23 protein-coding genes are annotated in these 26,441 nt (G+C 63.2%); 8 read left to right on the top strand and 15 right to left on the bottom strand.

Annotated elements, in window-relative coordinates; all coding sequences use genetic code 11:
- Positions 1-777: 777 nt before the first annotated feature.
- The 3 genes from NOV72_RS25700 to pqqA all read right to left on the bottom strand — a co-directional run bounded on the left by NOV72_RS25700 (position 778) and on the right by pqqA (position 2,231).
- Complete coding sequence (locus tag NOV72_RS25700; RefSeq protein ID WP_106857373.1) at positions 778-1,485, bottom strand: (5-formylfuran-3-yl)methyl phosphate synthase; 708 nt, start codon at positions 1,483-1,485, stop codon at positions 778-780.
- A 21-nt stretch (positions 1,486-1,506) separates the two neighbouring features.
- The gene (locus NOV72_RS25695) at positions 1,507-2,076 is read right to left on the bottom strand and encodes a DUF447 domain-containing protein (RefSeq protein WP_106857380.1); all 570 of its coding nucleotides are present in this window, start codon (positions 2,074-2,076) and stop codon (positions 1,507-1,509) included.
- 80 nt (positions 2,077-2,156) lie between these two features.
- Positions 2,157-2,231 (bottom strand): pyrroloquinoline quinone precursor peptide PqqA, encoded by a 75-nt coding sequence (gene pqqA / locus NOV72_RS25690; protein ID WP_008354335.1) that lies wholly within the window; start codon positions 2,229-2,231, stop codon positions 2,157-2,159.
- A 333-nt stretch (positions 2,232-2,564) separates the two neighbouring features.
- On the opposite strand from pqqA, the gene NOV72_RS25685 reads away from it, so the two are divergent.
- The 6 genes from NOV72_RS25685 (at position 2,565) to tkt (ending at position 10,140) form a co-directional block, all read left to right on the top strand.
- Positions 2,565-4,058, top strand: coding sequence for a form I ribulose bisphosphate carboxylase large subunit (locus tag NOV72_RS25685; protein ID WP_106857372.1), 1,494 nt, complete (start codon positions 2,565-2,567; stop codon positions 4,056-4,058).
- A gap of 649 nt (positions 4,059-4,707) precedes the next feature.
- Positions 4,708-5,121 (top strand): ribulose bisphosphate carboxylase small subunit, encoded by a 414-nt coding sequence (locus NOV72_RS25675; protein WP_106857370.1) that lies wholly within the window; start codon positions 4,708-4,710, stop codon positions 5,119-5,121.
- A 15-nt stretch (positions 5,122-5,136) separates the two neighbouring features.
- Positions 5,137-6,051, top strand: coding sequence for a CbbX protein (gene cbbX, locus NOV72_RS25670; protein ID WP_106857369.1), 915 nt, complete (start codon positions 5,137-5,139; stop codon positions 6,049-6,051).
- Positions 6,052-6,068: 17 nt separating this feature from the next.
- Entirely contained in the window at positions 6,069-7,163 is a 1,095-nt protein-coding gene (locus NOV72_RS25665; RefSeq protein WP_106857379.1) for a class 1 fructose-bisphosphatase, read from the top strand.
- 26 nt (positions 7,164-7,189) lie between these two features.
- Positions 7,190-8,062: a phosphoribulokinase gene (locus NOV72_RS25660; protein ID WP_106857368.1), complete on the top strand. Its 873-nt coding sequence runs from the start codon at positions 7,190-7,192 to the stop codon at positions 8,060-8,062.
- A 35-nt stretch (positions 8,063-8,097) separates the two neighbouring features.
- Positions 8,098-10,140, top strand: a complete 2,043-nt coding sequence (tkt, locus tag NOV72_RS25655) for a transketolase (protein ID WP_106857367.1) — start codon at positions 8,098-8,100, stop codon at positions 10,138-10,140.
- 43 nt (positions 10,141-10,183) lie between these two features.
- On the opposite strand, the gene NOV72_RS25650 is transcribed toward tkt, so the two are convergent.
- From NOV72_RS25650 to NOV72_RS25640, 3 genes are read right to left on the bottom strand one after another with little or no spacing between them, the layout of a single operon-like run.
- Positions 10,184-11,587 (bottom strand): DUF6513 domain-containing protein, encoded by a 1,404-nt coding sequence (locus tag NOV72_RS25650; RefSeq protein WP_106857366.1) that lies wholly within the window; start codon positions 11,585-11,587, stop codon positions 10,184-10,186.
- Positions 11,566-12,165 (bottom strand): flavoprotein, encoded by a 600-nt coding sequence (locus tag NOV72_RS25645; protein ID WP_106857365.1) that lies wholly within the window; start codon positions 12,163-12,165, stop codon positions 11,566-11,568. Before NOV72_RS25645 ends, NOV72_RS25650 begins: the two co-directional genes overlap by 22 nt.
- Positions 12,162-14,216 carry a sigma-54-dependent Fis family transcriptional regulator gene (locus tag NOV72_RS25640; RefSeq protein ID WP_106857364.1) on the bottom strand — a complete coding sequence of 685 codons (2,055 nt, stop codon included), beginning with the start codon at positions 14,214-14,216 and terminating at the stop codon, positions 12,162-12,164. The genes NOV72_RS25645 and NOV72_RS25640 overlap by 4 nt, the downstream gene beginning before the upstream one ends.
- Positions 14,217-14,491: 275 nt before the next feature.
- Here NOV72_RS25640 and NOV72_RS25635 point away from each other — a divergent pair, with 275 nt between their 5' ends.
- On the top strand, positions 14,492-14,974 hold the full coding sequence (locus NOV72_RS25635) for a dihydroneopterin aldolase (protein ID WP_245933150.1): 483 nt from the start codon (positions 14,492-14,494) through the stop codon (positions 14,972-14,974).
- 824 nt (positions 14,975-15,798) lie between these two features.
- On the opposite strand, the gene NOV72_RS25625 is transcribed toward NOV72_RS25635, so the two are convergent.
- The 9 genes from NOV72_RS25625 to NOV72_RS25575 form a co-directional block, all read right to left on the bottom strand.
- Positions 15,799-16,197 (bottom strand): hypothetical protein, encoded by a 399-nt coding sequence (locus tag NOV72_RS25625; protein WP_106857362.1) that lies wholly within the window; start codon positions 16,195-16,197, stop codon positions 15,799-15,801.
- Positions 16,198-16,282: 85 nt separating this feature from the next.
- A complete protein-coding gene (fae, locus tag NOV72_RS25620; RefSeq protein ID WP_106857361.1) occupies positions 16,283-16,792 on the bottom strand; it encodes a formaldehyde-activating enzyme in 510 nt (169 codons plus the stop codon).
- 145 nt (positions 16,793-16,937) lie between these two features.
- Positions 16,938-17,798: a triphosphoribosyl-dephospho-CoA synthase gene (locus NOV72_RS25615; protein ID WP_106857360.1), complete on the bottom strand. Its 861-nt coding sequence runs from the start codon at positions 17,796-17,798 to the stop codon at positions 16,938-16,940.
- Positions 17,785-18,714 (bottom strand): ATP-grasp domain-containing protein, encoded by a 930-nt coding sequence (locus NOV72_RS25610; protein ID WP_106857377.1) that lies wholly within the window; start codon positions 18,712-18,714, stop codon positions 17,785-17,787. Before NOV72_RS25610 ends, NOV72_RS25615 begins: the two co-directional genes overlap by 14 nt.
- Positions 18,711-19,709, bottom strand: a complete 999-nt coding sequence (gene mch, locus NOV72_RS25605) for a methenyltetrahydromethanopterin cyclohydrolase (protein WP_106857359.1) — start codon at positions 19,707-19,709, stop codon at positions 18,711-18,713. Before mch ends, NOV72_RS25610 begins: the two co-directional genes overlap by 4 nt.
- Positions 19,706-20,872, bottom strand: coding sequence for an ATP-grasp domain-containing protein (locus tag NOV72_RS25600; protein ID WP_106857358.1), 1,167 nt, complete (start codon positions 20,870-20,872; stop codon positions 19,706-19,708). The genes mch and NOV72_RS25600 overlap by 4 nt, the downstream gene beginning before the upstream one ends.
- Entirely contained in the window at positions 20,869-21,798 is a 930-nt protein-coding gene (locus tag NOV72_RS25595) for an NAD(P)-dependent methylenetetrahydromethanopterin dehydrogenase (RefSeq protein WP_106857357.1), read from the bottom strand. The genes NOV72_RS25600 and NOV72_RS25595 overlap by 4 nt, the downstream gene beginning before the upstream one ends.
- A gap of 57 nt (positions 21,799-21,855) precedes the next feature.
- The gene (locus NOV72_RS25590; RefSeq protein ID WP_106857356.1) at positions 21,856-22,887 is read right to left on the bottom strand and encodes a beta-ribofuranosylaminobenzene 5'-phosphate synthase family protein; all 1,032 of its coding nucleotides are present in this window, start codon (positions 22,885-22,887) and stop codon (positions 21,856-21,858) included.
- 993 nt (positions 22,888-23,880) lie between these two features.
- Positions 23,881-24,261: a 4a-hydroxytetrahydrobiopterin dehydratase gene (locus NOV72_RS25575; RefSeq protein WP_106857353.1), complete on the bottom strand. Its 381-nt coding sequence runs from the start codon at positions 24,259-24,261 to the stop codon at positions 23,881-23,883.
- 334 nt (positions 24,262-24,595) lie between these two features.
- On the opposite strand from NOV72_RS25575, the gene NOV72_RS25570 reads away from it, so the two are divergent.
- On the top strand, positions 24,596-26,404 hold the full coding sequence (locus tag NOV72_RS25570) for a methanol/ethanol family PQQ-dependent dehydrogenase (protein ID WP_106857352.1): 1,809 nt from the start codon (positions 24,596-24,598) through the stop codon (positions 26,402-26,404).
- Positions 26,405-26,441: the final 37 nt, after the last annotated feature.

Genomic DNA, 26,441 nt, shown 5'->3' with positions numbered 1-26,441 from the left:
CGCTGCCGCTCCGCTTTGCCCATCCAAGGCTTTCTCTGTCGACTCATCGATGCTCCCACACCCTTTCCCGATAATTAAACCAGAGGTGTTGCATCGACCGGTTGAATCCGCCGCTTTTCAAGCCCGCTGTCACACGCAACTTGGCCAATTTTCTCCCTCAAGTTGGCACTCGCCTAAGTGTCGCCCTCACAGGCCCAATCGGACTTGGCTCGCGCACGGTCTGCCGCATCGCGCCGCCCGCCAGATTGGTTCAGCACGAAATAGCATCGGCACAGCGCTGCGCGCAGCCGTTGGGTATGCGAGGGAAACCGGCGAGAAAGAAGCGCACGCAGACCGCCCCCGCCCCGATGGACCCATCGGCCGCGTAGCGGGCCGGCGCCATTTCGTGCTGGGCCAACTTGTTGTGTGGTGCGATGCGTCAGACCGTGCGCGAGCCAAGTCCGACAAGACCTTTGAGGGCACTCGCTACTCTGGGGGCCATTCGGTCGATCGCCTGTGCCGCGGCCGGTGTGAAGTGCTTAGGCTGGGGATAGCTGTTTCTTTGGTTACTTTCTTTGCAGCAGCAAAGAAAGTGACTGCCGCCCCGCACAGGGGCAACGCTAATAAACCGACGCGAAAACGGGATCCGGCGAAAACCCTCGAGGCCTCAGAAAGCCCCCGCGCCGAGCGCGATAAAAGCTGCTTCATTGCAGCAGCAAAGAAAGCGACTGCCGCCCCGCACAGGGGCAACGCAACAAACCAAAAGCAAATCGGGGTCCGGCGAAAACCAAAAAAACCTCAAACCGCCAAATCGGCGGTCCCCTCCCGATGCAGCGCCCGAACCCACTTCCCCACGCGCCGAGGATCGAGCCTCCCCCCACGCCCGCCAGGCTCATCGCATAACGCCCCACGAAACCCGGCAATATCGGGCGCAAGCATGAGAATCCTGTCGAGATCGCCCCAGCCCAGCGAGCCGGCAACCGCAATCATCGTTCCGCGAGCACGCGCATCGGCGATACACAAAGTCAACACTTCGACATCGACGCAATCGAACAACGTGCGCCCGTTCTTGTTCGCCGTATCGAACACGATACCGACAAATCCCAACCGGGCCGCCAGCGCGGCCAGTTCACGATCCACGCCGTCGTCCGACAGAAACACCGGCACCACCGCCGCGGGCAGGCTCGCCAAATGCCGCAAGCAGGCATAAGCCCCTGCACCGGGCGTCACCCCGACCTTCACATAATCGACACCCGCCGCCGCGACATCGAGCACGCGCGCGGTCATCTCGTCGAGCGCATCGTTGGGCAAGTCGCCGATGGTCGCGCTGATCGGCCGCACCGCATATCGCGCACGCAACGCCTGCACGATCCGCGCGATATCGCCGATCGCGACGCCGCCCAAGGCTCCCGCGTCCGGCTCCTTCAGATCGATCAGGTCGGCGCCGGCGTCGGCGGCATCGAATGCTTCGTCGGCCGAGCGGACGCTCGCGAGCAATGCGGTCATCGTCGAAACTCCAGAGAAATGCTAGGAATGAAGCGCTTTGGCGCGATGCGCCTCGATCGCCTGCAAGAGCCATTGCCATGCTTCGCGCTCGGCGTCGCCCGCGGTCTTGTCGATCGCGATCTTCAGATACGCGATCTCGCTGTCCACTTTTTCCGGCGGCAGCATGAAGAGCCGGCTCACCAGAATCGCGCCTTCGACCACGGCAGCCTGCGCGCGATTGAAGCCCGCAAACGGCGCATGCGTCGCGCGATGCACGCATGTCATGCGCAAAGTCGGACGCGTTGCGTCATCGAGAAGTTCGGCGAGACGCAGCTCGGTGTGCGCGAGCGTCGATTCGAGCCGCACGCCCGGCACCACATCCGCGGCGACCGTCGGCCAGTCGCGCGCATAGCCCGTCACGCAGCCCGCGAACACGCGCACGTCCGTCGTGAAGTTGATGACGGCGCTCTGCGTCGCGAGGACGTTGTCGAGCGTCGTCGATGGGCGGAATGGCGCGAGTATCGCCAGGCCATCTTCGAAGCGCACGCCCATCGGCGCGATATGCGGCCGGCCATCGCGATCCGCGGTCGTGACGATGGTCTCGTAAATCATGATGGTCGGCGCATGCATGCGTAGCCGCACGAAATGGCCGCGATCGCGTCGATGCGGCTTCGTGCGGGTTTGATCCGCATTTAGCGGGTGGCGATATACATCGTGATTTCAAAACCAAAACGCATATCGGTGAAGCTCGGCGTAGTCCATTGCATGCGCGTTCCTCCATGTGAGTGGGATTGATGTTTTGCCGATGCGGACGAATCCGCCCAGGCGGCCGGGAGGGGCCGGCATTTCGACGATGCAAGCGTCATGCCAATCGCATGAAGCGGATGCCGAAGAACGCGGCTCGCGCGTCGCGCGCGCCGACTGTGACGGAATCAGAGCAAAGTGTCCCATTCGCGTCGCCACATACGCATCAGGGCTAATCCGGACTAAGGCAACGCTTATGGTCCGCCAAGTTAATCGTGAATTCCGTTCCTCGCGGCCAGTGCGTAGTCTGGAATCACCGCAGGCAACAACGCTCATGTCACTGTCGAGGAAACGGAATGAACGACTTCAGCAAGGCCGCCATCGACGCGGCGCGCAATCCGTCCGATCCGCGCTCGCGCTATGCGGCCGGCGTCATGAAGTATCGCGAGATGGGCTACTGGCAGCCCGATTACACGCCGAAGGACACGGACGTCATCGCGCTCTTTCGCATCACGCCGCAAGCGGGCGTCGAGCCGGAGGAAGCGGCCGCGGCCGTGGCGGGCGAATCGTCGACGGCGACGTGGACCGTCGTATGGACCGACCGTCTCACCGCGTGCGACATGTATCGCGCGAAGGCGTATCGCGTCGAGCCCGTGCCGAACGCGCGCGCCGACGAGCCGCAATACTTCGCGTACATCGCCTACGAGCTCGATCTGTTCGAGGAAGGATCGGTGGCGAACCTGACGGCGTCCATCATCGGCAATGTGTTCGGCTTCAAACCGCTGAAGGCGCTGCGTCTCGAGGACATGCGCATTCCCGTTGCGTATCTGAAGACGTTTCAGGGGCCGCCGACGGGCATTGTCGTCGAACGCGAGCGGCTCGATAAGTATGGAAGGCCGCTGCTCGGCGCGACCGTGAAACCGAAGCTCGGCTTGTCGGGCAAGAACTACGGGCGTGTCGTGTATGAAGGCCTGAAAGGCGGACTCGACTTTCTGAAGGACGACGAAAATATCAACTCGCAGGCCTTCATGCACTGGCGCGACCGCTATCTCTTCTCGATGGAAGCGGTGCACCGCGCGCAAGCCGAAACCGGTGAAGTGAAGGGCCATTACCTGAACGTGACGGCCGGCACGATGGAAGACATCTACGAGCGCGCCGAATTCGCGAAGGAACTGGGCTCGTGCATCGTGATGATCGATCTGGTGATCGGATGGACCGCGATTCAGTCGATGTCGAAATGGGCGCGCCGCAACGACATGATCCTGCATCTGCATCGCGCGGGACATGGCACCTATACGCGGCAGCGCAATCACGGCATTTCGTTTCGCGTGATCGCGAAGTGGCTGCGCATGGCGGGCGTGGATCATGCGCATGCGGGCACGGCGGTCGGCAAGCTGGAAGGCGATCCATTGTCGGTGCAGGGGTATTACAACGTGTGCCGTGAGGCGCGCAACGAGCCCGACCTTTCTCGCGGGGTCTTTTTCGATCAACCGTGGGCGGGGTTGCGCAAGGTGATGCCGGTGGCATCGGGCGGCATTCATGCGGGGCAGATGCATCAGTTGCTCGATCTCTTTGGCGATGACTGCATTCTGCAATTCGGCGGCGGGACGATCGGGCATCCGCAAGGTATTCAGGCCGGTGCGACGGCCAACCGCGTCGCGCTCGAAGCGATGGTCAAGGCGCGGAATGAAGGGCGCGATATTGCTAATGAAGGAGCGGATATTCTCGATGCCGCTGCGCGGTTTTGTACGCCGCTGCAGCAGGCGCTCGATACCTGGCGCGATGTGACTTTTAACTATGCATCGACGGATATGCCGGATTTTGCTGTTACGGCGACAGTGGCGGCGTGAGTTTCTTTTTTTTCGCCGGATCCCGATTTGTTTTTGGTTTATTAGCACTGCCCCTGTGCGGGGCGGCAGTCACTTTCTTTGCTGCTGCAAAGAAAGTAACCAAAGAAAGCAGCTTTTCAAGCCCGCGGTCACACGCACGTTGGCCACTTTTCTCGTTGCAGATGGCACTCGCCTAAGTGTCGCCACCAAAGGCCCAATCGGGCTTGGCTCGCACACGGTCTGACAAGCCATATGTTTAAGGGCGCTGGTTCAGCACGAAATAGCATCGGCACAGCGCTGCGCGCTGCCGTTGGGTATGCGAGGGAAACCAGCGAGAAAGAAGCGGACGCAGTCCACCCGCCGATTGACCCATCGGCCGCGAAGCGGGCCGGAGCGATTTCGTGCTGAACCAGTTTGTTATGCGGTGCGATGCGTCAGACCGTGCGCGGTCCAAGCCGCGCGAGTTTTGTGAGGGCACTTGCTATAGCCGTTCCATTCAGCCAATCGCCTGTGCCGCGGCCGGCATGAAGTACTTAGGCTGGGGAAAGCTGTTTCTTTGGTTACTTTCTTTGCAGCAGCAAAGAAAGTGACTGCCGCCCCGCACAGGGGCAACGCTAATAGACCAATAACAAATCAGGATTTCACGAAGAAACAACTTAAGGATATCGAAATGAAAATAACGCAAGGAACATTCTCCTTCCTGCCCCCTCTCACCGACGAGGAAATCGCGAAACAAATCACCTACGCGCTAGACCAGGGCTGGTCATGCTCAGTGGAATACACCGACGATCCCCACCCCAGAAACACCTATTGGGAAATGTGGGGCCTCCCCATGTTTGATCTCCACGATGCCGCCGGCGTGCTGATGGAAGTGAACGAATGCCGCAACACGTATCCGAATCACTACATCAAGGTGAATGCGTTCGATTCGGTACGCGGGTTCGAAACGATACGTCTCTCGTTCATCGTGAACCGTCCCGAGCAGGAACGAGGCTTCCGTCTCGAACGTCAAGACGATAGAAGCCGTGTTCAGCGCTACGCGATCCGCACCTACGCAACCGACCGCCCAAGCGGCGAGCGCTAATAAAAAGGGGCGATCATGAGCGCCGAAGTCACGCTCGAAGAAGCGCCTCTTCAAACCACAGCGGATCTGATGGCGCTCTATCGCGAATCGCGTATCGGTGAAGTGCTGGCCGAACTGGATCGCGATCTCATCGGGCTCGCGCCGGTCAAGACCCGCATCCGCGAAATCGCCGCGCATCTGCTCGTGGAGCGCGCGCGCAAGACGCTCGGCATCGCGTCGGGTCCGCCCACGCTGCACATGTGCTTCTCGGGCAATCCCGGCACCGGAAAAACCACGGTCGCGCTGCGCATGGCGCAGGTTCTGCATCGGCTCGGCTATATCCGGCGCAATCAGCTCGTTTCAGTGACGCGCGACGATCTCGTCGGTCAGTACATCGGCCATACCGCGCCAAAAACGCGCGAAGTGCTCAAGCGTGCGATGGGCGGCGTGCTCTTCATCGACGAGGCTTATTACCTGTATCGCCTGGAGAACGAGCGCGATTACGGGCAGGAAGCCATCGAAATACTGCTGCAGACGATGGAGAACCAGCGCGACGATCTCGTCGTGATTCTCGCGGGGTACGCGTCGCGCATGGAAACGTTCTTTCACAGCAATCCGGGCTTTCGCTCGCGCATCGCGCATCACCTCGTGTTTCCGGACTACGCGCCCGACGAGCTAATGCAAATCGCCGGGCACATGCTTGACGCCATGCACTATCGCTTCGACGATGACGCGCGCCGCGCCTTCGAAGCGTATCTCGCACGCCGCATCAGACAGCCGAACTTCGCCAACGCGCGTTCGGTGCGCAACGCGCTGGATCGCGCGCGCCTGCGTCAGGCGAATCGTCTGTTTGCCGCAGCGGAAAGGGGCGACGGTATCGCCGACGCCGATGCGTTGATGCAGCTCGACGCAAGCGATATCCGCGCGAGCCGCGTGTTCACCGATTCATGAAGCAAAAGGAGAGCGCGATGCAGGATGGACGCACGACCTTATCGAAGTTCCTGATCGACACGCTGGACCGCAAGCCCGGGCCGGAAGTGGCGAGCGGTTTGTCCGCGCTGCTGATCGACGTGGCCGCATCGATCAAGACGATCGCGGCGGCATTGACACGCGGCGCGCTGGGCGCACAGCACGGCTCGGCGCACTCGGTCAACACGCATGGCGAGGAACAGAAGAAGCTCGACCTCGTGACCAACGATATCTTCCTGCAACACTGCGAATGGGATGGACTGCTCGCGGGCATGGTGTCGGAAGAGATGGAGCATGTCTATGCGATTGCGGAGCCTTATCCGCGCGGCGAATATCTGCTTGCATTCGATCCGCTCGATGGTTCGTCGAACATCGACATCAACGGCGTGGTCGGGTCGATCTTCTCCGTGCTGAGACGCGGCTGCCATCAAACCGGCGCACCGGACGACGCATCGTTCCTGCGGCCCGGACGCGAGCAGGTCGCGGCGGGTTACGCGATCTACGGGCCATCGACGATGCTGGTGCTCTCCGTCGGCAACGGCACGCATGGTTTCACGCTGGAACGCGATGTCGGCAATTTCGTGCTCACGCATTCCGATATCCGCATTCCCGACGATTCTTGCGAGTTCGCGATCAACGTATCGAACGAGCGCTTCTGGGAGCCGCCCGTGCGCCGCTACGTGCAGGAATGCAAGGACGGCCGCACCGGTTGCCGCGCGCAGGACTTCAACATGCGATGGATCGCGTCGATGGTCGCGGAAGTGCATCGCATCCTCATGCGCGGCGGCGTGTTCATGTATCCACGCGACTTCAAGACGCCCGAGATGGAAGGACGCCTGCGCCTGCTGTATGAAGCGAGTCCGATGAGCTTTCTCGTCGAGCAGGCGGGCGGCCTGTCGATCACGGGGCGCGAGCGCATTCTCGATGTCGAACCGAAGGCGCTGCATCAACGCGTGCCGGTGATTCTCGGCTCGCGCAACGAAGTCGCGCGCATTCAGCGCTATCACAGCGAATACGATCGCGGCGAGGACAAGCCCTTCACGTCGCCGCTATTCAAGGAACGCTCGTTGTTTCTGCCGGAAACGGAAGCATAGATCGACAGAGGTAGGGAGAGAAACGCATGTCAGCCAAGCATCCGATCGTTGCCGTGACGGGCTCCAGCGGCGCCGGCACCACCACCGTCATGAAGAGCTTCACGCATATTTTCAGGCGCGAGAGAATCAATGCGCAGATCGTCGAAGGCGATGCGTTTCATCGTTACGACCGCCTCGCCATGCGCGAGGCGATGAAGCAGAGCGAGCGTGACGGCATCGTCAATTTCAGCCACTTCGGACCGGAAGCGAATCTGCTCGAAGAACTCGAAACCTTGTTCGATACCTACGGCGATAAAGGCGGCGGCCGGTTCCGCCATTACGTGCACGATGAAGGCGAAGGCGCGCATTTCAAACAGGACGCGGGCACCTTCACGCCGTGGACGGACATCGCGCCCGGCACGGACATGATGTTCTATGAAGGCCTGCACGGCGGCGCCGTCACCGACAAGGTCGATATCGCGCGCCATGCGGATCTGCTCGTCGGCGTCGTGCCGATCATCAATCTCGAATGGATTCAGAAGCTGCATCGCGACCAGACGATGCGCGGTTATTCGCACGAGGCCGTCGTCGATACGATCCTGCGCCGCATGCCCGATTACGTGAACTACATCTGTCCGCAGTTCTCGCGCACGCACGTGAATTTTCAGCGCGTGCCGACCGTGGATACGTCGAACCCGTTCACTGCACGCGAGATTCCGCAGCCCGACGAGAGCTTCGTCGTGATTCGTTTCGCGAAGCCGAAGGGCATCGACTTTCCGTATCTGCTGACGATGTTGCACGACTCGTTCATGTCGCGGCCGAATGTGATCGTCGTGCCCGGCGGCAAGATGGGTCTCGCGATGCAGCTCATCTTCACGCCGATGATCCTGCAACTGCGCGACCGGCGCGCGCGGGCATAAAAGGTTTCTTGTCATTGCATAAAAGGAGGCATCTCATGAATGCCGTCGCTGAGGCTTTGCCCCGACTTCATCGCTCACCGGATACGCGACAGATGGCGAACGCGTTGCGCATGCTCGCCATCGATGCCGTGAGCCAGGCGAACTCCGGCCATCCCGGCATGCCGATGGGCATGGCGGAGATCGCGGTCGCGCTGTGGGGGCGTCATCTGAAGCACAATCCCGTCGATCCCGACTGGCCGGATCGCGATCGCTTCGTGCTGTCGAACGGTCATGGCTCGATGCTGCTCTATGCGCTGTTGCATCTGAGCGGCTACGACTTGTCCATCGACGAGATCAGACGTTTTCGCCAGATGGGCAGCAGGACGCCGGGGCATCCGGAAGCGGGCGTGACGCCCGGCGTCGAGACGACGACCGGGCCGCTCGGTCAGGGCTTGACCAATGCAGTCGGCATGGCGCTCGCCGAGGCCTTGCTCGCGCGCGAATTCAATCGGCCGGGGCATGAGATCGTCGATCATCGCACCTATGTCTTTGCGGGCGACGGCTGTCTGATGGAAGGCGTGTCGCATGAGGCGGCGTCGCTCGCGGGCACGTTGCGGCTCGACAAGCTCACCGTGCTCTATGACGACAACGGCATTTCGATCGATGGCCATGTCGGCGGCTGGTTCACCGACGATACGCCGAAGCGTTTCGAATCGTACGGCTGGCACGTCGTGCGCGCGGTGGATGGCCACGATGCCGATGACGTGTCGCGCGCGTTGCAAGAAGCACGCGAGTCGGATCGTCCGACGTTGATCTGCTGCAAGACGGTGATCGGCTTCGGCGCACCCGGCATTGCCGGCACGCACGACGTACACGGCGCGCCGCTTCCCGCCGACGAAGTCGAAGCGACGCGCCGCGCGCTCGACTGGACGCATGCGCCCTTCGAGATTCCATCGTCGATTCGCGCGCTATGGGACGCGCGCGAGGCGGGCGCGGCGGCGCAAGATGACTGGAATCGCCGCATGGATGTGTATCGCCGCCTGTTTCCGGACGAGGCGGCCGAGTTCGAGCGTCGCGTGCGCGGGGCGCTGCCCGCGAACTGGCGCGATAGGGCGGATGCGCTCGTGCGCGATGCGGATCGCGCGCGGCAGACGGTCGCGACGCGCAAGGCATCGCAACTCGCCATCGAAGGACTCGCGCGCGTGTTGCCCGAATTGCTCGGCGGTTCGGCTGATCTGACCGGATCGAATCTCACGCGCTGGAAAGATGCGGTCGATGTGAGCGCAGCGCCGGAAAAGGGCAACTACGTCCACTTCGGCGTGCGCGAGTTCGGCATGAGCGCCGTGCTGAACGGCGTCGCGCTGCATCGCGGCCATCTGCCTTTCGGCGGGACGTTCCTCACATTTTCCGACTACTCGCGCAACGCGTTGCGCATGGCCGCGCTCATGAAGGCGCGCGTGGTCTTCATCTTCACGCACGATTCGATCGGCCTCGGCGAAGACGGTCCCACGCATCAGCCGATCGAACATGCCGCGAGCTTGCGCATGATTCCGGGCCTCGATGTCTGGCGTCCGTGCGATACCGTCGAGACGATGCAGGCGTGGGTCAGCGCGGTCGAGCGCGACCGGCCTTCGTGCCTGTTGCTGTCGCGCCAGAATCTGCCTTTCGTGCCGCGCGATGAAACGCAGATCGATGGCATCGAGCGCGGCGGCTACGTGCTTCTCGACTGGCCATCGACATGCGAGCGCGATGCGCGCCGCGTCGTGCTGATCGCGACCGGCTCCGAAGTGACGCTCGCGCTCGCAGCCGTCGAACCGCTGAAGCAGGAGGGCATTCTCGCGCGCGTCGTGTCGATGCCATCGACCACCGTGTTCGATCGTCAGTGCAACGCGTGGCGCGAGCGCGTGTTGCCCGAAGGCGTGCCGCGTGTCGCGATCGAAGCGGGCGTCACGGCGTTCTGGCGGCAATACGTCGGACTGAACGGCGGCGTGATCGGCATCGATCGCTTCGGCGAATCCGCGCCCGCGAGCGCGTTGTTCGAGCACTTCGGCGTGACGACCGGAGCGCTTATCGATGAAGCGCGCCGCGTGGCCGCCTGAACGCTCGCACCGTGAATGGAGCAATCACGCTGGCAAAGCGCGATCACTGATTCCTCTTCTTCGTGCTGCCCGGCGCGTGCCACGTCATCAGATCCTCCTCCGGCCGCTCGACTTCGCATCCCCAGTCGAGCGGCTGATCCTGATCGAAGCGTTTGCCTAGCTGCCAGGCGATCTCCGCGCGCGCAAGCTGCACGCCGAGATAGAACGCATGACCGCCATCGCTTTCGACCTTGAGCTCGGGATAAAGCGCGAACGGATCGATGGCGACGTGATGACCATCGCGGTTATAGACATGAATTCCTTCGGCAGATATCTGCACGCGATAATTCGGATCCCTAATCGCATCGGCTAGCGCGGCGATCTCTTCCGCGCTATACGGAAACGGCCGCTTCGCATGCAGCGCGGACAGATCGGCGGAAATGCCTTTGGGCAGCGTCTGCGTTTCGCGCGCGGCATGCATCACACGCCGCGCGACATCGGCTTCGCGAACGGCACGCCGTGCGTGCAGACTGACCGATGTCGTCAACACGGCGGCGATGCGCAATTCGGCCGCCATGCCGAACAGCACCGCATTGATGCCGCTCGTATCCGCCTCGGTCAGCTCGGTCACGTTGCCGACGCCCATCATGATCGGCACATCGCGATAGCGCTCGCGCAACGATACATATCGCGCGATGGAAGCCGCGAGCCCGAACGGAATCGGATCGAGAATCGGATCGGCGAGAAAGGGGCGGCCGCGCTTCGTCATCGCTTCGATGGCGGCATCGAGCGAGGCGGCGTCCGCGGGTTCGCGCGGCACGAGAATCGGCGTCGAGGCGATTTCATCGGCGATCCATAACGTGTCGACGTTCAGGCTCATCACATAGTCCGCGCCCGCGCGTCCGCCGCGCACGAGTTCTTCATCGTGCATCGAATCGACGCTCACGCGATAGCCTTGCTCCTTCAACATCGCAACGGCGTCTTCGAGATGCGGAAACGCCGTCTCCGGGAGACAGCCGACATCGATGACATCCGCGCCCTGACGCTTGTATTCGCGCGCGCGCGCCGCGATGCCGTCGAGATCGAGGCGCGGCGCATCCACGATTTCCGCGAAGATTTCCGTCTCGTAGCGCGACAGATCCATATGCCGCGCCTCGCGTCCGAAAAATTGCGGCAAGTCCTTCACTTCCTCGGGGCCGCGCTCGACGCGCACGCCGTAATGCGCGCTCAAGGCGTCGAGATCGCCACGGCATCGGCCGGGCACGATCATGCGGCTCGTGCGCTCGCTCAAAGGCGCGGCGACGCGGCGCCGGATCATGTCGGCGGTCATCAGTCCCGCGACCTGCAAGCCGATCTCGCGAATTTCCCACGTGAACGGCGATCCCACGGCGGCGGGCGCGATGCTTTCGAGTACCTGATGGAGGCTGAGCTGCGCGAGCCGCCCCGTCAGGAAGACGATGTGTTCCATGCGAGCTTCAGGTCCGACAGGCGTTGATCGAGCGCGGCTTTGAGATCGTCGAGCGAGCGGGCCACGGTGGTATGCGCGAAGCGCGCGAGCCGCTCCACGTTCTCGAACTCGATCGCGCGTGGCCGCACTTCGACCCATTCATGCGGGGTCTGCGTGATGACACTCGGCGCGGTATCGCATGCGAACACGATGCCTGGCACGCATTGCTTGCCCGCTTGCGCATAGAGGTTCGTGGGCAAGGTATCGGAGATGCCGAACGCGCACTTAGCGACGGTATTGCTCGTCGCGGGCGCGATCACGACCGTGTGATATTCCCCGTTATAGATCATGCCGACAGGCACGCTGCTCGCGCTGTTGTCGCGAAACACCTTGAAGTGCTCGCGCAGCTTGGCGAGGGTCAAGCCATAGAGCGGCAGCACTTCTTCGCCCGCAGCGGAAAGGAACAGATCGACGCCGGGTAGTTGCCGCGCGAGTTCGATCGACTCGTCGAGCATATGGCCGGAGCCGGTCACGCACCACGCGAAGCGCGCGTCGGGCTTGAACTCGTCGAGCCGGCGGGCGGGCGTGGGTTGCGTCATGCGTCGGATGCAGGCGTGTCGTGCGACAGGCGAATATGCAGGCGATGCATCTTCCGGTACAGCGTGTTACGGCTGATGCCGAGCACTTTCGCGACATTGCTCACGTTCCAGCGATGCTCGTCGAGCAGTTGCAACACGGTCTCGCGCTCCTTCACTTGAATCGCGTTGAGCGACGATGTATCCGCTTCTTCGCTCGGATGCGTGGGCGGCGCACCCGGCGAGCGCGCAGGCGTCTGCGCACTCGCAGTCGCGCCGTTCGCGATCTCCGGCGGCAGATGTGCGCAGCGGATCTCGGGACCGTCGCAGAGCGCGATCGCCATTTGCAGCACGTGACGCAACTGGCGAATATTGCCCGGCCACGGATACGACAGCAGCGCCTGACGCGCTTCGGCGGAAAGCGCGGGCGGATCGTCGGATTCGGTTTCGAGAATATGCGCGATGAGCGCGAGCGCATCGGCGCGTTCACGCAGCGGCGGCAGATTGATCTCGATACCGTTGAGCCGGTAATACAGGTCCTCGCGGAACATGCCCGTCTGCACGAGTTCGACGAGATTGCGGTGGCTCGCGCTGATCAACTGAAAGTCCACCTTCACGGTGGTTTCCGCGCCGAGCGGCGTGACCTCGTGCTCTTCCAGCACGCGCAGCAAACGCGCCTGCAAAGCGAGCGGCATGTCGCCGATTTCATCGAGAAAGAGCGTGCCGCCGTTCGCCTGCACGATCTTGCCGCGCCGGCCTTCGCGCTGCGCGCCGGTGAACGCGCCCGCGCGATAACCGAACAACTCGCTTTCGATCAGATTCTCCGGCAGCGACGCGCAATTCACGGCGACGAACGGACCGGTTCCGTTCGGGCTGATGCTGTGCAGCGCATTGGCGAACACTTCCTTGCCGGTGCCCGTCTGGCCGCGAAGGATGATCGGGATCTTGCGCTGGATCACGCGCGCGGCGAGCTGAATCTGCGAGGCCATGCGCGGATCGCCGAATTCCAGATGCGCGAGCTTGTCGAGACGGCCGGCGCCGCCGGTCTCGCGCGTGTCCTTCTTCGATGCTTTCGCGCGCGCGTCGGAGGCGGACAGATCGCGCGACAGGGGATCGTTCATCAGGATGCGTGTCGCGCCGTTCGCGCCTTCGCGCGGCGTCTGCGCGGTGAGGAAGAAGCGGCTGTTCGCCTTCGCGCTGTAGACCGTCACGGGATGAAACGAGCCGCGTATGCTGCGCGCGATCATGTCCTCCAGCGAAGCATTGAACGCTTCTTCGATGCGCTTGCCGCAGAGTTCGGCGGGCGAGCGCAGGTCGAGCTGGAAGAGCGCGCTGCGGCTCGCGGCGAGCACGACGCCATCGTCGCCGACAGCGAGCTTGCCCGCGTGCAGCGTGCCGACGAACTCGGGCCTGCTGTGAAAGTGGATGATGTTCGCGTGCCGGTAACGCGCATCGATCAGACGATTTTCGATCATCTGCCGCGACATGCCGACGAGCACGAGCGAATGCTGTTGCAAGAGCTTCGAGCGGCTCGTCACGTCGAGCACGCCGGCGACGGCGCCGCGTTCGTCGAAGATCGGCGCGGCGGAGCAGGTGAGCGACGTATAGCGCGGATAAAAGTGCTCGTGCTGGCACACGGCGATGCAATCGCGTTCGATGAGACATGTGCCCATGCCGTTGGTCCCGGCCTCGCGCTCGCTCCACAGCGCGCCGACGCGCAGGCCATCGGCGGCGACTGCTTCGCCGAACGGCACCGACGACACCTGATGCACGATGACGCCGTCCGCATCGACGAGCACGACGGCGAGTTCAGGATCGGCGAGTTGCTGATACAACGTCGTCATTTCCAGCTTCGAGCACGCGATGAGATCGCTCGCGGCCTCGCGGCGGTCGTTGAGTTCGTGCTGAGTGAGCACGGGCGGCATGACGAAGCGGCCCGGATCGAGCCTGAATTCCGTGAGGCACCGCAGCCACGATTGCGCGACCGAATCGCTGGCGCGACGTGCGGCCAGCGGATTGTGGACGATGTTCAGCACTTCCCGGACATGCGTGTCTACGTCAACAAGCGACGACATGGGGGCAAGTCTCCGTTGCGCCGCATTCCGGTGCGCGGGTGTCGCGCGCCGTCCGGCGCTGAATTTGTTGTGTGACTACGCTGGCGCTCTGTTCGCCTGTTCTGGGCGCGCCTCGTGACCGGGTTGTCGGGCCGGTTCTCAAAAAGGTTACATCCTTAGACGCATTGGTTCAATAAGTAGTCGCATAGAGTGGGGCCAACGCGCCCGTTTTTTGCTTGTAGCTTACGGATTACTCTGGCGATTCTATAGGGCCGCCTTTGCGCGGCATCAGGCATATGGGCCGATTCGAACCGATTCGCGAAGCGGGTTATGTTGCACCGCAACCTCGTGTTTCCGAGGCGTGTGCTGCATTGGACATCGTATATATCGAAGGGCTTACGGGGCAGACGGTCATCGGCATCGACAAGACCGAATTGCATGACCCGCAGCCGGTGCGGCTTGACCTTGCTATCGGCGTGCCTTCCATTCGCGCTTGTCTCACTGACCGGATCGAAGATACGGTGAATTATGCGGCAGTGCGGGAAGCGGTTCTTGCGCTGTTCGCCTCGCATGGATTGCAGTTGCTCGAGGCGCTGGCGGAACGCATCGCGCAGATGGTCATCGCGGATTTCGGCGCTCACTGGGTTCGCGTTACGCTCGCGAAACCCGCGAAGTTCGATGATGTCGAGGCGGTTGGTGTCGTTATCGAGCGGCGGCGCTCGGCCGATGTTTGTGGTGTCAGTCTTGCCTGGATTGGGCGGGGGTATGTGCCGGAGTGATTTGGTTTTTGGTTTTCGCCGGATCCCGTTTTCTTAGTGGTTTATTAGTGTTGCCCCTGTGCGGGGCGGCAGTCACTTTCTTTGCTGCTGCAAAGAGAGCAGCTTTTATCGCGCTCGGCGCGGGGGCTTTTTGAGGCTTCGAGGGTTTTCGCCGGATCCCGTGTTCGCGTCGGTCTATAAGCGTTGCCCCTGTGCGGGGCGGCAGTCACTTTCTTTGCTGCTGCAAAGAAAGTAACCAAAGAAAGCAGCTTTTCCATCCAAAGTGCTTCATGCCGGCCGCGGCACAGGCGATTGGCTGAATGGCCCCCAGAGTAGCGAGTGCCCTCACAAAACTCACGGGGCTTGGATCGCGCACGATCTGACGCATCGCACCACACGCCAGATTGGTTCAGCACGAAATAGCGCCGGCCCGCTTCGCGGCCGATGGGTCAATCGGGTCTGCGCGTGCTCCCTTACTAACGCTGCCATCTCACGGCATTTGTTATTAGCATGGTTTCCCTCGCATACCCAACGGCAGCGCGCAGCGCTGTGCCGATGCTATTTCGTGCTGAACCAGCGCGCTAAAACGTATGGCTTGTCAGATCGTGCGCGAGCCAAGTCCGATTGGGCCTGTGAGGGTGACACTTAGGCGAGGGCCATCTGCAAGGAGAAAATTGGCCAAGTTGCGTGTGACAGCGGGCGTGAGAAGCTGCTTTCTTTGGTTACTTTCTTTGCAGCAGCAAAGAAAGTGACTGCCGCCCCGCACAGGGGCAGTGCTAATAGACCAATAACAAACCGGGATCCGGCGACACACACACAAGAAGACAAACACACAACAAAACCATTCACTTAGCCGCAGACTTCTGCTGAATCCCGCAAGCCTTATAAGCATCCCTCTGAAGCTCACGAAACTTCTTGGTCTGCGCCTTAGCCCGATCGACGCGAAACTCGGCGCCGCCTTCGCCGCCTAACGTAGCGTATTTGGAAAACGTGGACTGCTCGACGTAGTCGTCGTAAGGAAGCACCGCAGCGATCTTGTCGATCGCACAAGAGCACTTGTACACGTTGGCGAAATCGTGCCCGTTGTCGTCCATGCACCCGAGCACGTACTCGACGCGCCCTTCGGTCGGATAATCGTGCGTGCCAGCGGGCGCGCCGCCACCAGCCCCCGTCGCGGCGATCGAAACCGGCGAAATCAGCGAGAGGCACGTAAGCACCGTCAACGCGCAGCAACGTGGGGTCATGCGATGAACCTCGTGGTTGTGTCCATCCGAATCGGCGGCCGGCACGCAAGAACGAACAAGCACGCACCGGCCACGCAGCACATCATCAGCTCGGCGAGAACGGATGCGACATCGTTCCCTTCTTCGATACTACCTCCTGCGCCGACGGCTCGCCCGCCACCGCGCGCGCGATCGCTTCCTTCGTCGCCTGATAGTTGAAGTCGTGGATCTTCTGGTCGTTATCCGCTTCCCAGTGAATGAACACGCCGACGCAGACGAACAGGTCGTCGGCCTCATCGGCGGGAATGACGCCGCCTTCCACGCTGTCGGCGACGGCCATCGCTACCGCGCGCTGCGCCGGGCCGAACATCTGCACCGCCTGCTTCGCGCCCTTGATCGTCACCTTGTTGAAGAGAATCGTGTTCGGCTTGGTCAGCAGATTCGGCGCGACCACCGCGAGCAGCGACGTGAAGCCATCCTTGTTGTTCGTGAGCGCGTGACAGAACGCCGTCTCGGCAGCGGAACCTCGCGGTCCGATGATCAAGTCGATGTGCGCGACTTCGTTGCCATCGCCGACGAGCGACTCTCCCACCATGACGCGGTTGATCTTGGCCATGCTGTTCCTCCAGTGATGTGTGGTTGCAGACCCTGACGACTTGCTCCCGGCTCGCGGCTCGATCGGCGTTCCGACGATGCGATCGCTCAACCTCGGAATCTCCTAACATGTTCCGTGCCAATTTTTTGTCCGCGCGGGGCAGACTTCATGCGTTCATCGGCGACACCGCCAGCGCGACGAAGAGCGCCGCCACCGCGAGGTCCGCGCTCGTGCCCGGATTGATGCCGCGCGCCTTCAGTTCGGCGTCCCAGCCGTCGAGCGCCGGCGACTCGGCGGGACTGCCCGCCATGCGCCAGTTCGCGCGATGCCGCGCCGCATCGCGCGTGACACTTTGCGCCACCGCCGCGCCCGCTTTGCGCACTATGTGCGAATCGGGCCAGCCCGAGAGAAACATCAGATACGCGTCGAGCATCGCGCGATGCTCCGTCGACGGCGTGACCGGGTCCGCCGCGCCGAATACGTCGGCGAAACCGTTCTCGTATTGACGCGCGATGCTGTCGCGATCCGCCGCCAGCATCATCGCCGCGCGCAGGTTCACGGTCGGCGGCGCGTGGACGGACTGCTCGGGCGCGTCGCCCAGGCCGCCCGGATTGGCGAGCGCAATCGCGCGATAGGCGAGGCGCGCATCGTCGATATCCAGTTCCGCCAGCACGCGCTCCGTCGCCCGATGCCAGCGCGCCGCATCGACCGATGCGCTCGCGCCGAACGAATCGAGCGCGGCGCACAAGGGCGCGGCGAGCAGCACGATGCCGAGGTTCGTATTGCAGCCGACCGCGTCGGACGTGCGGCGCACGGCGTCGAGAATGCGCGCGCCCACGCGTGCATGCGGCGCGAAAAGACCCGCCGCCGCAGTTTCCGCGCTCGCGATGAATTGCGCCGACGTCATGCCGTGTCCCGCGCTCGCGACGCTCACGTTGCCGGGCTTTCTCGTCTCGACGTCGAGCCGGCACGCGCGCAGGAACGCGGCGCGCGCGCGGACGGCGAGCGGTGCGTCAGAAGCGTTCATCGCCGCTGGCGAGCGCGAGCGCGCTTTTCGAAGCGGCCAGCTTGCGATCGAGCAGATCGTCGACGAGCAGCGCCGCGATATCGACCGGCGTCACCGATTGCAGGCCGCGCCACGCCGCGACGCCGTTCACTTCGAGCACGACCGGCCGCCCGCCCTCCGACGGAATCAGATCGACGCCCGCGTAATCGAGCCCGAGCGCCGCCGTCGCGCGCACGGCGATGTCCGCGAGCGCGGGCGACAGTTCCGCCGCCTCGCAGCGCGCGCCGCGCGCGAAGTTGTGAATCCAGTCCTCGCCGCCGACGCGCTTCATCGCCGCGACGGCCTGCCCGCCGATCACGAGCACGCGCCAGTCGAAGCCGGGCGTGCCCGCATCGACATAACGCTGCAGATAGGCGACCTGACTGAACGGCTTGAGCGACGGCAATTTCACGCCGGGCTTTTTCAGGCCCTTGCCCTGCGAACCGAAGAGCGGCTTCATCACGACCCGCCGGCCCGCCGCCGCCTCGCGCATCAGCACGCGCTGCGCATGCGCGGGCGATTCCCCGGCCCACGTCGCGGGCGTCGGCACGCCGTAGCGATTGAGCAGAAAGCTCGTCATCGACTTGTCCACGCTGCGCTCGATCGCGCGCGCATCGTTATAGACGGGCACGCCGCATTCGCGCAGCGCGTGCAGGATGCCGAGCCGCAACGTCACTTGCTCGAAGGTGCCGCCCGCGATCCCGCGCACGATCGCCGCGTCGGGCAGCGTGTGGCCGAAACCGGGAATCGCGAGGCCGTGCGGCTTCCATGTCGTGTCGATGCGGCAATCCGCGAGATCGACGCAGCGCGCATCCACGTCGCGCGTGCGGAAGGCTTTTTTGAGGCGGGCGGTGTGCCAGCCGGTTTCATCGGTCATGATGGCGACGCGCACGCTCATGACGCGCTCCATTGCTTCTCCAGCAGCGCGTGGTCGATCTTGCCGCCGAGATACGTCGCGCCGCTTTCCAGGCTCGACACCCACACTTCGGCGGGCGCGAACAACGCCGGGTCGATCTGATAGAAGTCGTAGTTGAACGACGCGAAGATGTCGGCGAACGGACGGCCATGATCGCGCGCATTCGACGACGGCAATTCGGCCGCGAGGCGCTTCGCAACCGCATCGCTTTTCACGGTCAGATGCACGCGGCCGCCGTAGAGAATAGCGTCGTTGGTGCGGCCCATCGCCTGGATGCCGTCGGGCGCGGGCGGCGGAAGCGGCGCGCTGCCGCTGCCTTCGACGATTTCCGCGAGATCCACGCCCAGCACGTGCGTCTTGTGCAGCGCAACTTCCACGACACGCGCGACGACCTGAACCGTGCCCGCCACAGACTGTGTCGGTGTCACGGCGATCACGAGATGCTCCGGCGCGAGGCCGCAATCGTTGAGCACCTTGTCGATGACGACTTGCGGCGGCAGGCGATCCACTTCCATCACGAGCGCGCCGCGATCGTGCCGGTCGCGATAGCCGAGCTCGTCGAACAGCGGCTCCTTGCACGCGAGCGCGCGCGCCGGGCCCGAGCCGAGCGAGAAGAACTTCTTGCCGCCCGTCTGTTCCTTCGTCGCGGAGAGGCTCCAGCCCGCGTACTGGCTCGCGAGGCAGGCGAGGACCGGATTGCTCGTATGCACTTCGATGAAACCCGGCCACAGCGGCGCCTGATCGAAAGCGACGCGCCTCGCCACGCGACCGAGCCCGCCCATGCAGATGCGCGCGATCAGGATGCCCGCGTCGGCGCTGCCTTTCGCATCCACGCCCGCATCGACGATGACGGTGCCGCCGTCCGTGCGCGTCACATCGACGTGAAGACGCGCGGCGTCGTCGATGAGACGTGCGACGAGCCGCTCGCTCGTTTCGTTGACGCTGATCGCGGCGTCCGCCTGAAAGGTCGAAGTCATGGTCTCGATAAGGTTTCGATGCGTTGCAAAAGGCGCGCGTGCTCGCGGTCCAGGGCGTCGCGCAGCTCGGCGAACGCGGGCGCGGTGACGGTCATCGTGCAGACCGGCTGGCCCGCTTCGATGCGCGCGCCGGCGAGCGGCACGTCGTGGCACGCGGGATCGTGAAAGCATGCATCGCTGAACGCGCGCGATGCGCTGAAGCCTTCGCGCGCGAACACGACGCGCTGTCCCGCAAAAAGCGGCGGCGACTGCGCGGCCGCGTGCGGCAGCTCGCCATGCAGACACGCGTCCAGATGCGCGCCGATCAGCCCGCGCGGCCACGCGTCGGGCCAGGCGGTTTCGTAGAGCGCCATCGTCGAGGACGGACGCGTGTTGATTTCGAGCACGCTGAAGGTGTCGCCGTCGAGCAGGAAATCGATGCTGTTCAGGCCGGTCAGGTCCGTTTGCCAGACGATCGTGTCGATGGCCTCGACGATGCGCGCCGCGACGTGCCGCGGCAATCGCACCGGCCCGAGCGAGCCCGCGTGCACGAAGGGCAGGCGTCCCGCCTCGACCGTCAGTTGCTCCGCGAAGCCGATCACGGCTGCCTCGCGATGGGCGGCGACGAAGAGCGCTGACATCGAACGGCCTTTCGCGAGCCGCTGAAAATACGCGCCGGCGGGTGCGCGCTCGATATCGTCCGCCCATTCGATATGCGTGCCGCCGCAGCCGTCGGAGCGCTTGACGAGCCAGCCGCTGCGATCGGCGGGCGGCGTAGGGCGCACTTCCGGATGCGTGATGTGCGCCTCGTCGAGCAACGCAAAAAAGCGCCGTGGATCGCGCACCGCTTCCGCCTGCGCGCCGTTGCCGATGAAACGCGGCACGCGCGGCGCACGCGCAAGTTCGGCCGCGAGCGGTTCGAGGCCGCTCGTCACGATGAGGCCGAGCATGCGCGGCAGGCGGGCTGCGTGTTCGAGCGCATCGTAGAGACGCGCGCGGTCGATCGACAGACCATTGCCGCCGATATCGAACCACAGGCCCGCGTGCTCGCGCGTGTCGCGGTCGCCAAAAATATCGAGCGCGACGACATTCAGCCCCGCGCGCGCCGCCGATTGCGCGACAAGCCGCGCCGACAGTCCCGCGACGGCGACGCGCGGCGCGCGGGCGGCATCGGCGGATGTCATGCGCTTTGTCCGGCGACGATCGAGCGGGCTTCGTCGAATGCTTCGGGAAAGCCGAGATAAACGGGCTTGCCGCCGGTGCGCATGCGCAGGAAGAGGCGATGTTCCGCCTGATACTTCACGTTGCCGATGGCGAGCGCGCCGATGCCGACGGCGTCCGCGCGCGCCGCGCCGGCGAGCGGCTTGCCGTCGTCCATCACGTTCACGCCGGCGATGCCTTCGGGCGGCACGGCGTTGACATCGGCGGCGATCAGAAGATTTTTTGCGTGCGCGAGATCGGCGGATGTCATCACCTGCACGCCCGCCGCGGCAGTCGCGAACACCACTTCCGCGCGCGCGAGTTCGCGGTGCAGCAGATCGGGCGAGCCGGTCGCGACGCCCGAGGTCGCGATATCGAAGCGGCGATTGATCTCGTCGCTCACCTGCGTCGCGCGCGACTGGCTGGAATGGCTCGCGACGACGACGTCCGCGCCGAGCGACGCGGCCATCGCCGCCGCCACGCGCCCGACCGCGCCCGTGCCGCCGAGCAGCAATACCCGCTTGCCGCCGAGATCGACCGAATGCGCGGCGCGCAGATGCTTTTCCGCGAGCGCGACGAGCGCGGCGGCCGTCGTGTAAGCGCCGCTCGGATCGGCGAAGACGGAGACTTCGAAGGGCGGGACCATTGCGTTGCGGGCTTTTTCGAGCATGTCGGCGGCGAGCATCACGTCGCGTCCGCCGATGAAGATGCCGGTGCGCGACACGCCTTTCGGCCCGCGCGAGAAGATCGCGTCCTGCGTGAGCTGCACGACGATGTCCTCATCGACGTTGCAGTACGGCACGAGGATCTGATAACCCGCGTCGGCGGCCATGTTCACGTCGAACGGGCTCATTTGCGGCGTGCTGGTGAACATGTGCAGGACGTAGGGTCGTTCGGTGGCTTCGGGCATGGCGATGGACTCGATTGGCGTGTAAGTGTCGATTGAACCTGTCGATGCGCTGCGTGCTCAGGCCGCGTCCGCGCCGTGATGACGCCGGTCGGCCGCGCGCCACGTCGCGCCGCGATTGCGTCCCGCGGCGACCGTGAACGTGAGCGGGCCGCCTTGCGAGACGCGTTGCGCCGCCGCGAGCGCGCGTTCGGCGTCCTGCGTGCTCGCGATGAACGCGAAGCCGACCGGCCCCCACGACGTCTGGCCGATGCCCGCCTTCATCTCGGCGGCGACGGCTTCGAGCGCGCGCGCGACGGCCAGACTCGCGAACACGCCGCCTTGCACGGGCGCGAAGTATTCGCCGATGGTCTGTTGCAGGTCGCAGATGGCGTCGGCGAAGGTGTCGAAATCGCTTTCCGCGACGCCGGGCAGAATGCGCATCAGCACGAGATGGGCGAGATGCGCGGCGAGCGCGGCGGGAAAGGGCGCGAGCGACGCGAGGCCGCGCTTTTCCGCGTCGCCGTGGAGGCCTTCGCGCGAGGTGTCGTCGATGAGCAGCACGCGCCATGCATCCGGGAACGGCTGGCGTGCGATGAGCGGCGGCGGTGTCTTGCGGGAAGCATTGCGCCCGCCGTCGACGATCAGGCCGCCGTGATCGAATGTATGTATGCCGATGCCGGAGCGCGCACCGCGTGCGAGGATTCTTGCGATATCGGCGGTGCTTGCTTCGTGGCCTCTTGCATGGGCGAACGCGGTGCCGAGCGCCAGCGCCAGTTGCGTGCCGGAGCCGAGGCCCGTGTGGGCGCGCGGTGTTTCATGTATTTCGATGTCGATTGCCGGGCCGTTGCCTAGCGCCGATTCGAGTTGTTCGAGATATCGCTCGACGCGCTCGCGCTGGGCGTCGTTGATGGTGCCTTCGATGATCGAGGTTCGTCGCGAGGCTGGCGCTTGTCGCGCGGTGATTCGCGTGCCGTGCGCGTCGATGGCGAGTCCCACGCTTCCGAACGCGCGGCCCAGAGAGCCGTTCGGATCGATGAAGCCAAGATGCAGGCGCGATGGCGATTCGACTGTGATCGCCGGGGGCGATAAGCGTCCGGGGGAGGTCAGCATCGGAGTGGCTTCCTTTTTGCACGGATTTTTTTTGAGGCCTAGGGGATAGGCAAATCCTGTACCAATTTGGTTTTTGGTTTTTGGTTTTTGGTTGTTGCCGGATCCCGTATTCGTGTCGGTTTATTAGCACTGCCCCTGTGCGGGGCGGCAGTCACTTTCTTTGCTGCGGCAATGCAGGCACCTTTTATCGCGCGTGGCGCGGGGGCTTTTTGAGGCTTCGAGGGTTTTCGCCGGATCCCGTATTCGTGTCGGTTTATTAGCACTGCCCCTGTGCGGGGCGGCAGTCACTTTCTTTGCTGCTGCAAAGAAAGTAACCAAAGAAAGCAGCTTCTCAGGCCCGCTGTCACACGCAACTTGGCCAATTTTCTCCCTCAAGTTGGCACTCGCCTAAGTGTCGCCCTCACAGGCCCACTCGGGCTTGGCTCGCGCACGGTCTGCCGCATCGCGCCGCCCGCCGGATTGGTTCAGCACGAAATAGCATCGGCACAGCGCTGCGCGCTGCCGCTGGGTATGCGAGGGAAACCAGCGAGAAGGAAGCGCACGCACCCGCCCCCCGCCGATTGACCCATCGGCCGCGCAGCGGGCCGGCGCTATTTCGTGCTGAGCCAATCTGTTGTGTGGTGCGATGCGTCAGACCGTGCGCGAGCCACGCCCCGTGAGTTTTGTGGGGGCACTCGCTACTCTGGGGGCCATTAGGTCAATCGCCTGTGCCGCGGCCGGTGTGAAGCACTTTGGATGGGGATAGCTGTTTCTTTGGTTACTTTCTTTGCAGCAGCAAAGAAAGTGACTGCCGCCCCGCACAGGGGCAACGCTAATAAACCGACACGAACACGGGATCCGGCGAAAACCCTCGAAGCCTCAAAAAGCCCCCGCGCCGCGCGCGATAAAAGCTGCCTTCATTGCAGCAGCAAAGAAAGTAACTGCCGCCCCGCACAGGGGCAACGCTAATAAACCAATAACAAACCGAGATCCGGCAATACAAAAAGCATCCAATCAAGCATCGTCATACTTGACATAGCGGAATCGCTGATCATCCGAGGGTGTGCCATCAAGCGGCCCATCTTCCTTGCCGGGTTGCCACTGAATAACCTCTTCGATCTTCGAAGCAAGCGCAAAGTCCTTATCGGTAATGCCCTTGGCGGAATGCGTCTTGAGCTTGACGATGACGAACGCATAAGAAACGGTCAGATCCGGATGATGCCAGGCGGTTTCCGCCAGATGCCCGACCGTATTGACGACCATGAGCGTTCCTTTCCAGCTCTCCGTCTTGAACTTGCGCCTGAGCCAGCCATCCTCCACATACCAGTGCTTGAGCGCGCCAGTCAGACGTTGCTTGATTTCCTCGTCGGAATAGACCTTTTCGGCTTGGGTCATGGCGAAGCCTCTAAAAAAATTCGACGAGACCCAGTATGCGCCAAAGAAAACATGCTGCATCGCGTCATGTCACGCGGTCCATTGCTGTATTTGACACAGTATGTCTCGTCACCCGAAAGAAACCCGCCGACTAACAACACCTGCCCCCGTCAAATTCCCGATTTAAAGCAATGCGAGTTAAACCGGCATGGAATATGCAATTAGCCTCTCTACGCAATCGTCCGGCTATGCACCGGACCAAGCGCAGCTCGTTACCTGCATTTGAAGGCGCGCACGATGCAACCTGGTAGCGTGGTCATCCCTGGGTCGGAGGCATCACCATTCTGGAGGAGACATGAACTTACGCACCCTGGTTCTTGGACTGGCGGTGGTCGGGACGGCTGGCCTGAATTCATATGTGGCCCAGGCCGACCCGCAACTCGACAGCCTCATCAAGAATCCCTCGAACTGGGCGGCGCAGGCGGGCGATTATTCGAATCACCGCTATAGCACGCTCAAGCAAATCAACGAAAGCAACGTCGGCAAGCTACAGGTTGCCTGGACCATGTCGACCGGCGTGCTGCGCGGCCATGAAGGCTCGCCACTCGTCATCGGCGACACGATGTATATCCACTCGCCATTCCCCAACAAGGTCATCGCCATCAACCTGAAGGATCAGACCTTTATCTGGCAATACCAGCCGAAGCAGGACACGTCGGTCATTTCGGTGATGTGCTGCGATACGGTCAACCGCGGCCTTGCATATGGCGACGGCAAGATCTTCCTCCAGCAAGCCGATACGAAGCTCGTCGCGCTCGACGCCAAAACCGGCGACGTCGTCTGGACCGCGCAGAACGGCGATCCGAAGAAGGGCGAAACCAACACCAATGCGCCGCACGTTTTCGGCGACAAGGTGCTGACCGGCATCTCGGGCGGTGAGTTCGGCGTGCGCGGACGTCTTATCGCCTACAACATCAAGGACGGCAAGGAAGTATGGAAGGCGTATAGCGTTGGTCCGGACAACGAAATGTTGATCGATCCGCAATCGACCATGACCTGGACCGACGGCAAGATGACGCCGGTTGGCGCGGACTCGTCGCTCAAGAGCTGGCAGGGCGATCAGTGGAAGTACGGCGGCGGCACGACGTGGGGCTGGTATGCGTGGGACCCGAAGCTCAACCTTGTGTACTACGGCTCGGGCAATCCGGGCACGTGGAACCCGACGCAGCGTCCGGGCGACAACAAATGGTCGATGACGATCTTCGCGCGCGATCTCAACACGGGCAAGGCGAAGTGGGTCTATCAGATGACGCCTCACGACGAGTGGGACTATGACGGCGTCAACGAGATGATCCTCTCGGACCTGAACATCGGCGGCAAGAAGGTGCCCGCGATCGTTCACTTCGACCGCAACGGCTTCGGCTACACGCTGAATCGCGAATCGGGTCAGTTGCTCGTCGCGCAGAAGTACGACCCGGCGGTGAACTGGGCCGACAGCGTCGATCTCAAGAGCGGCCTGCCGATCCGCAACGCGAGCTATTCGACGCAGAAGGCCGGGCCCGATCACAACGTCAAGAACATCTGCCCCGCGGCGCTCGGCTCGAAGGACCAGCAGCCGGCCGCATTCGATCCGAACTCCAGCCTGTTCCTCGTGCCGACGAATCACGTCTGCATGGACTACGAGCCGTTCCAGGTCGATTACGTGTCGGGTCAGCCGTTCGTCGGCGCAACGCTCTCGATGTATCCGGGCCCGAACGAGAACGGCGCGATGGGTAACTTCATCGCCTGGGATGCCGCGAAGGGCAAGATCGTGTGGTCCAAGCCGGAGAAGTTCTCGGTATGGTCCGGCGCGCTCGCGACCGCCGGCGGCATCGTGTTCTACGGCACGCTCGAAGGCTATATCAAGGCAGTGCGCATCAAGGACGGCAAGGAGCTGTGGAAGTTCAAGACGCCGTCGGGTGTGATCGGCAACGTGTTCACCTACCAGTACCAGGGCAAGCAGTATGTCGGCGTGTATTCGGGAATTGGCGGCTGGGCCGGCATCGGCATGGCGGCGGGTCTCGAGAAGTCGACGGAAGGCCTCGGCGCAGTGGGCGGCTACAAGGAGCTCGCGAAGTACACGGCGCTCGGCGGCACGTTGTTCATCTTCGCGATCCCGGGTTGATGAAGTTCATTTGATCGCGGCAATGCGCGGCGGCTGC

Source organism: Caballeronia novacaledonica, assembly GCF_900258035.1.
In the GTDB taxonomy this organism is placed as follows: domain Bacteria; phylum Pseudomonadota; class Gammaproteobacteria; order Burkholderiales; family Burkholderiaceae; genus Caballeronia; species Caballeronia novacaledonica.
This window is presented reverse-complemented; position numbering and strand designations above follow the sequence as displayed.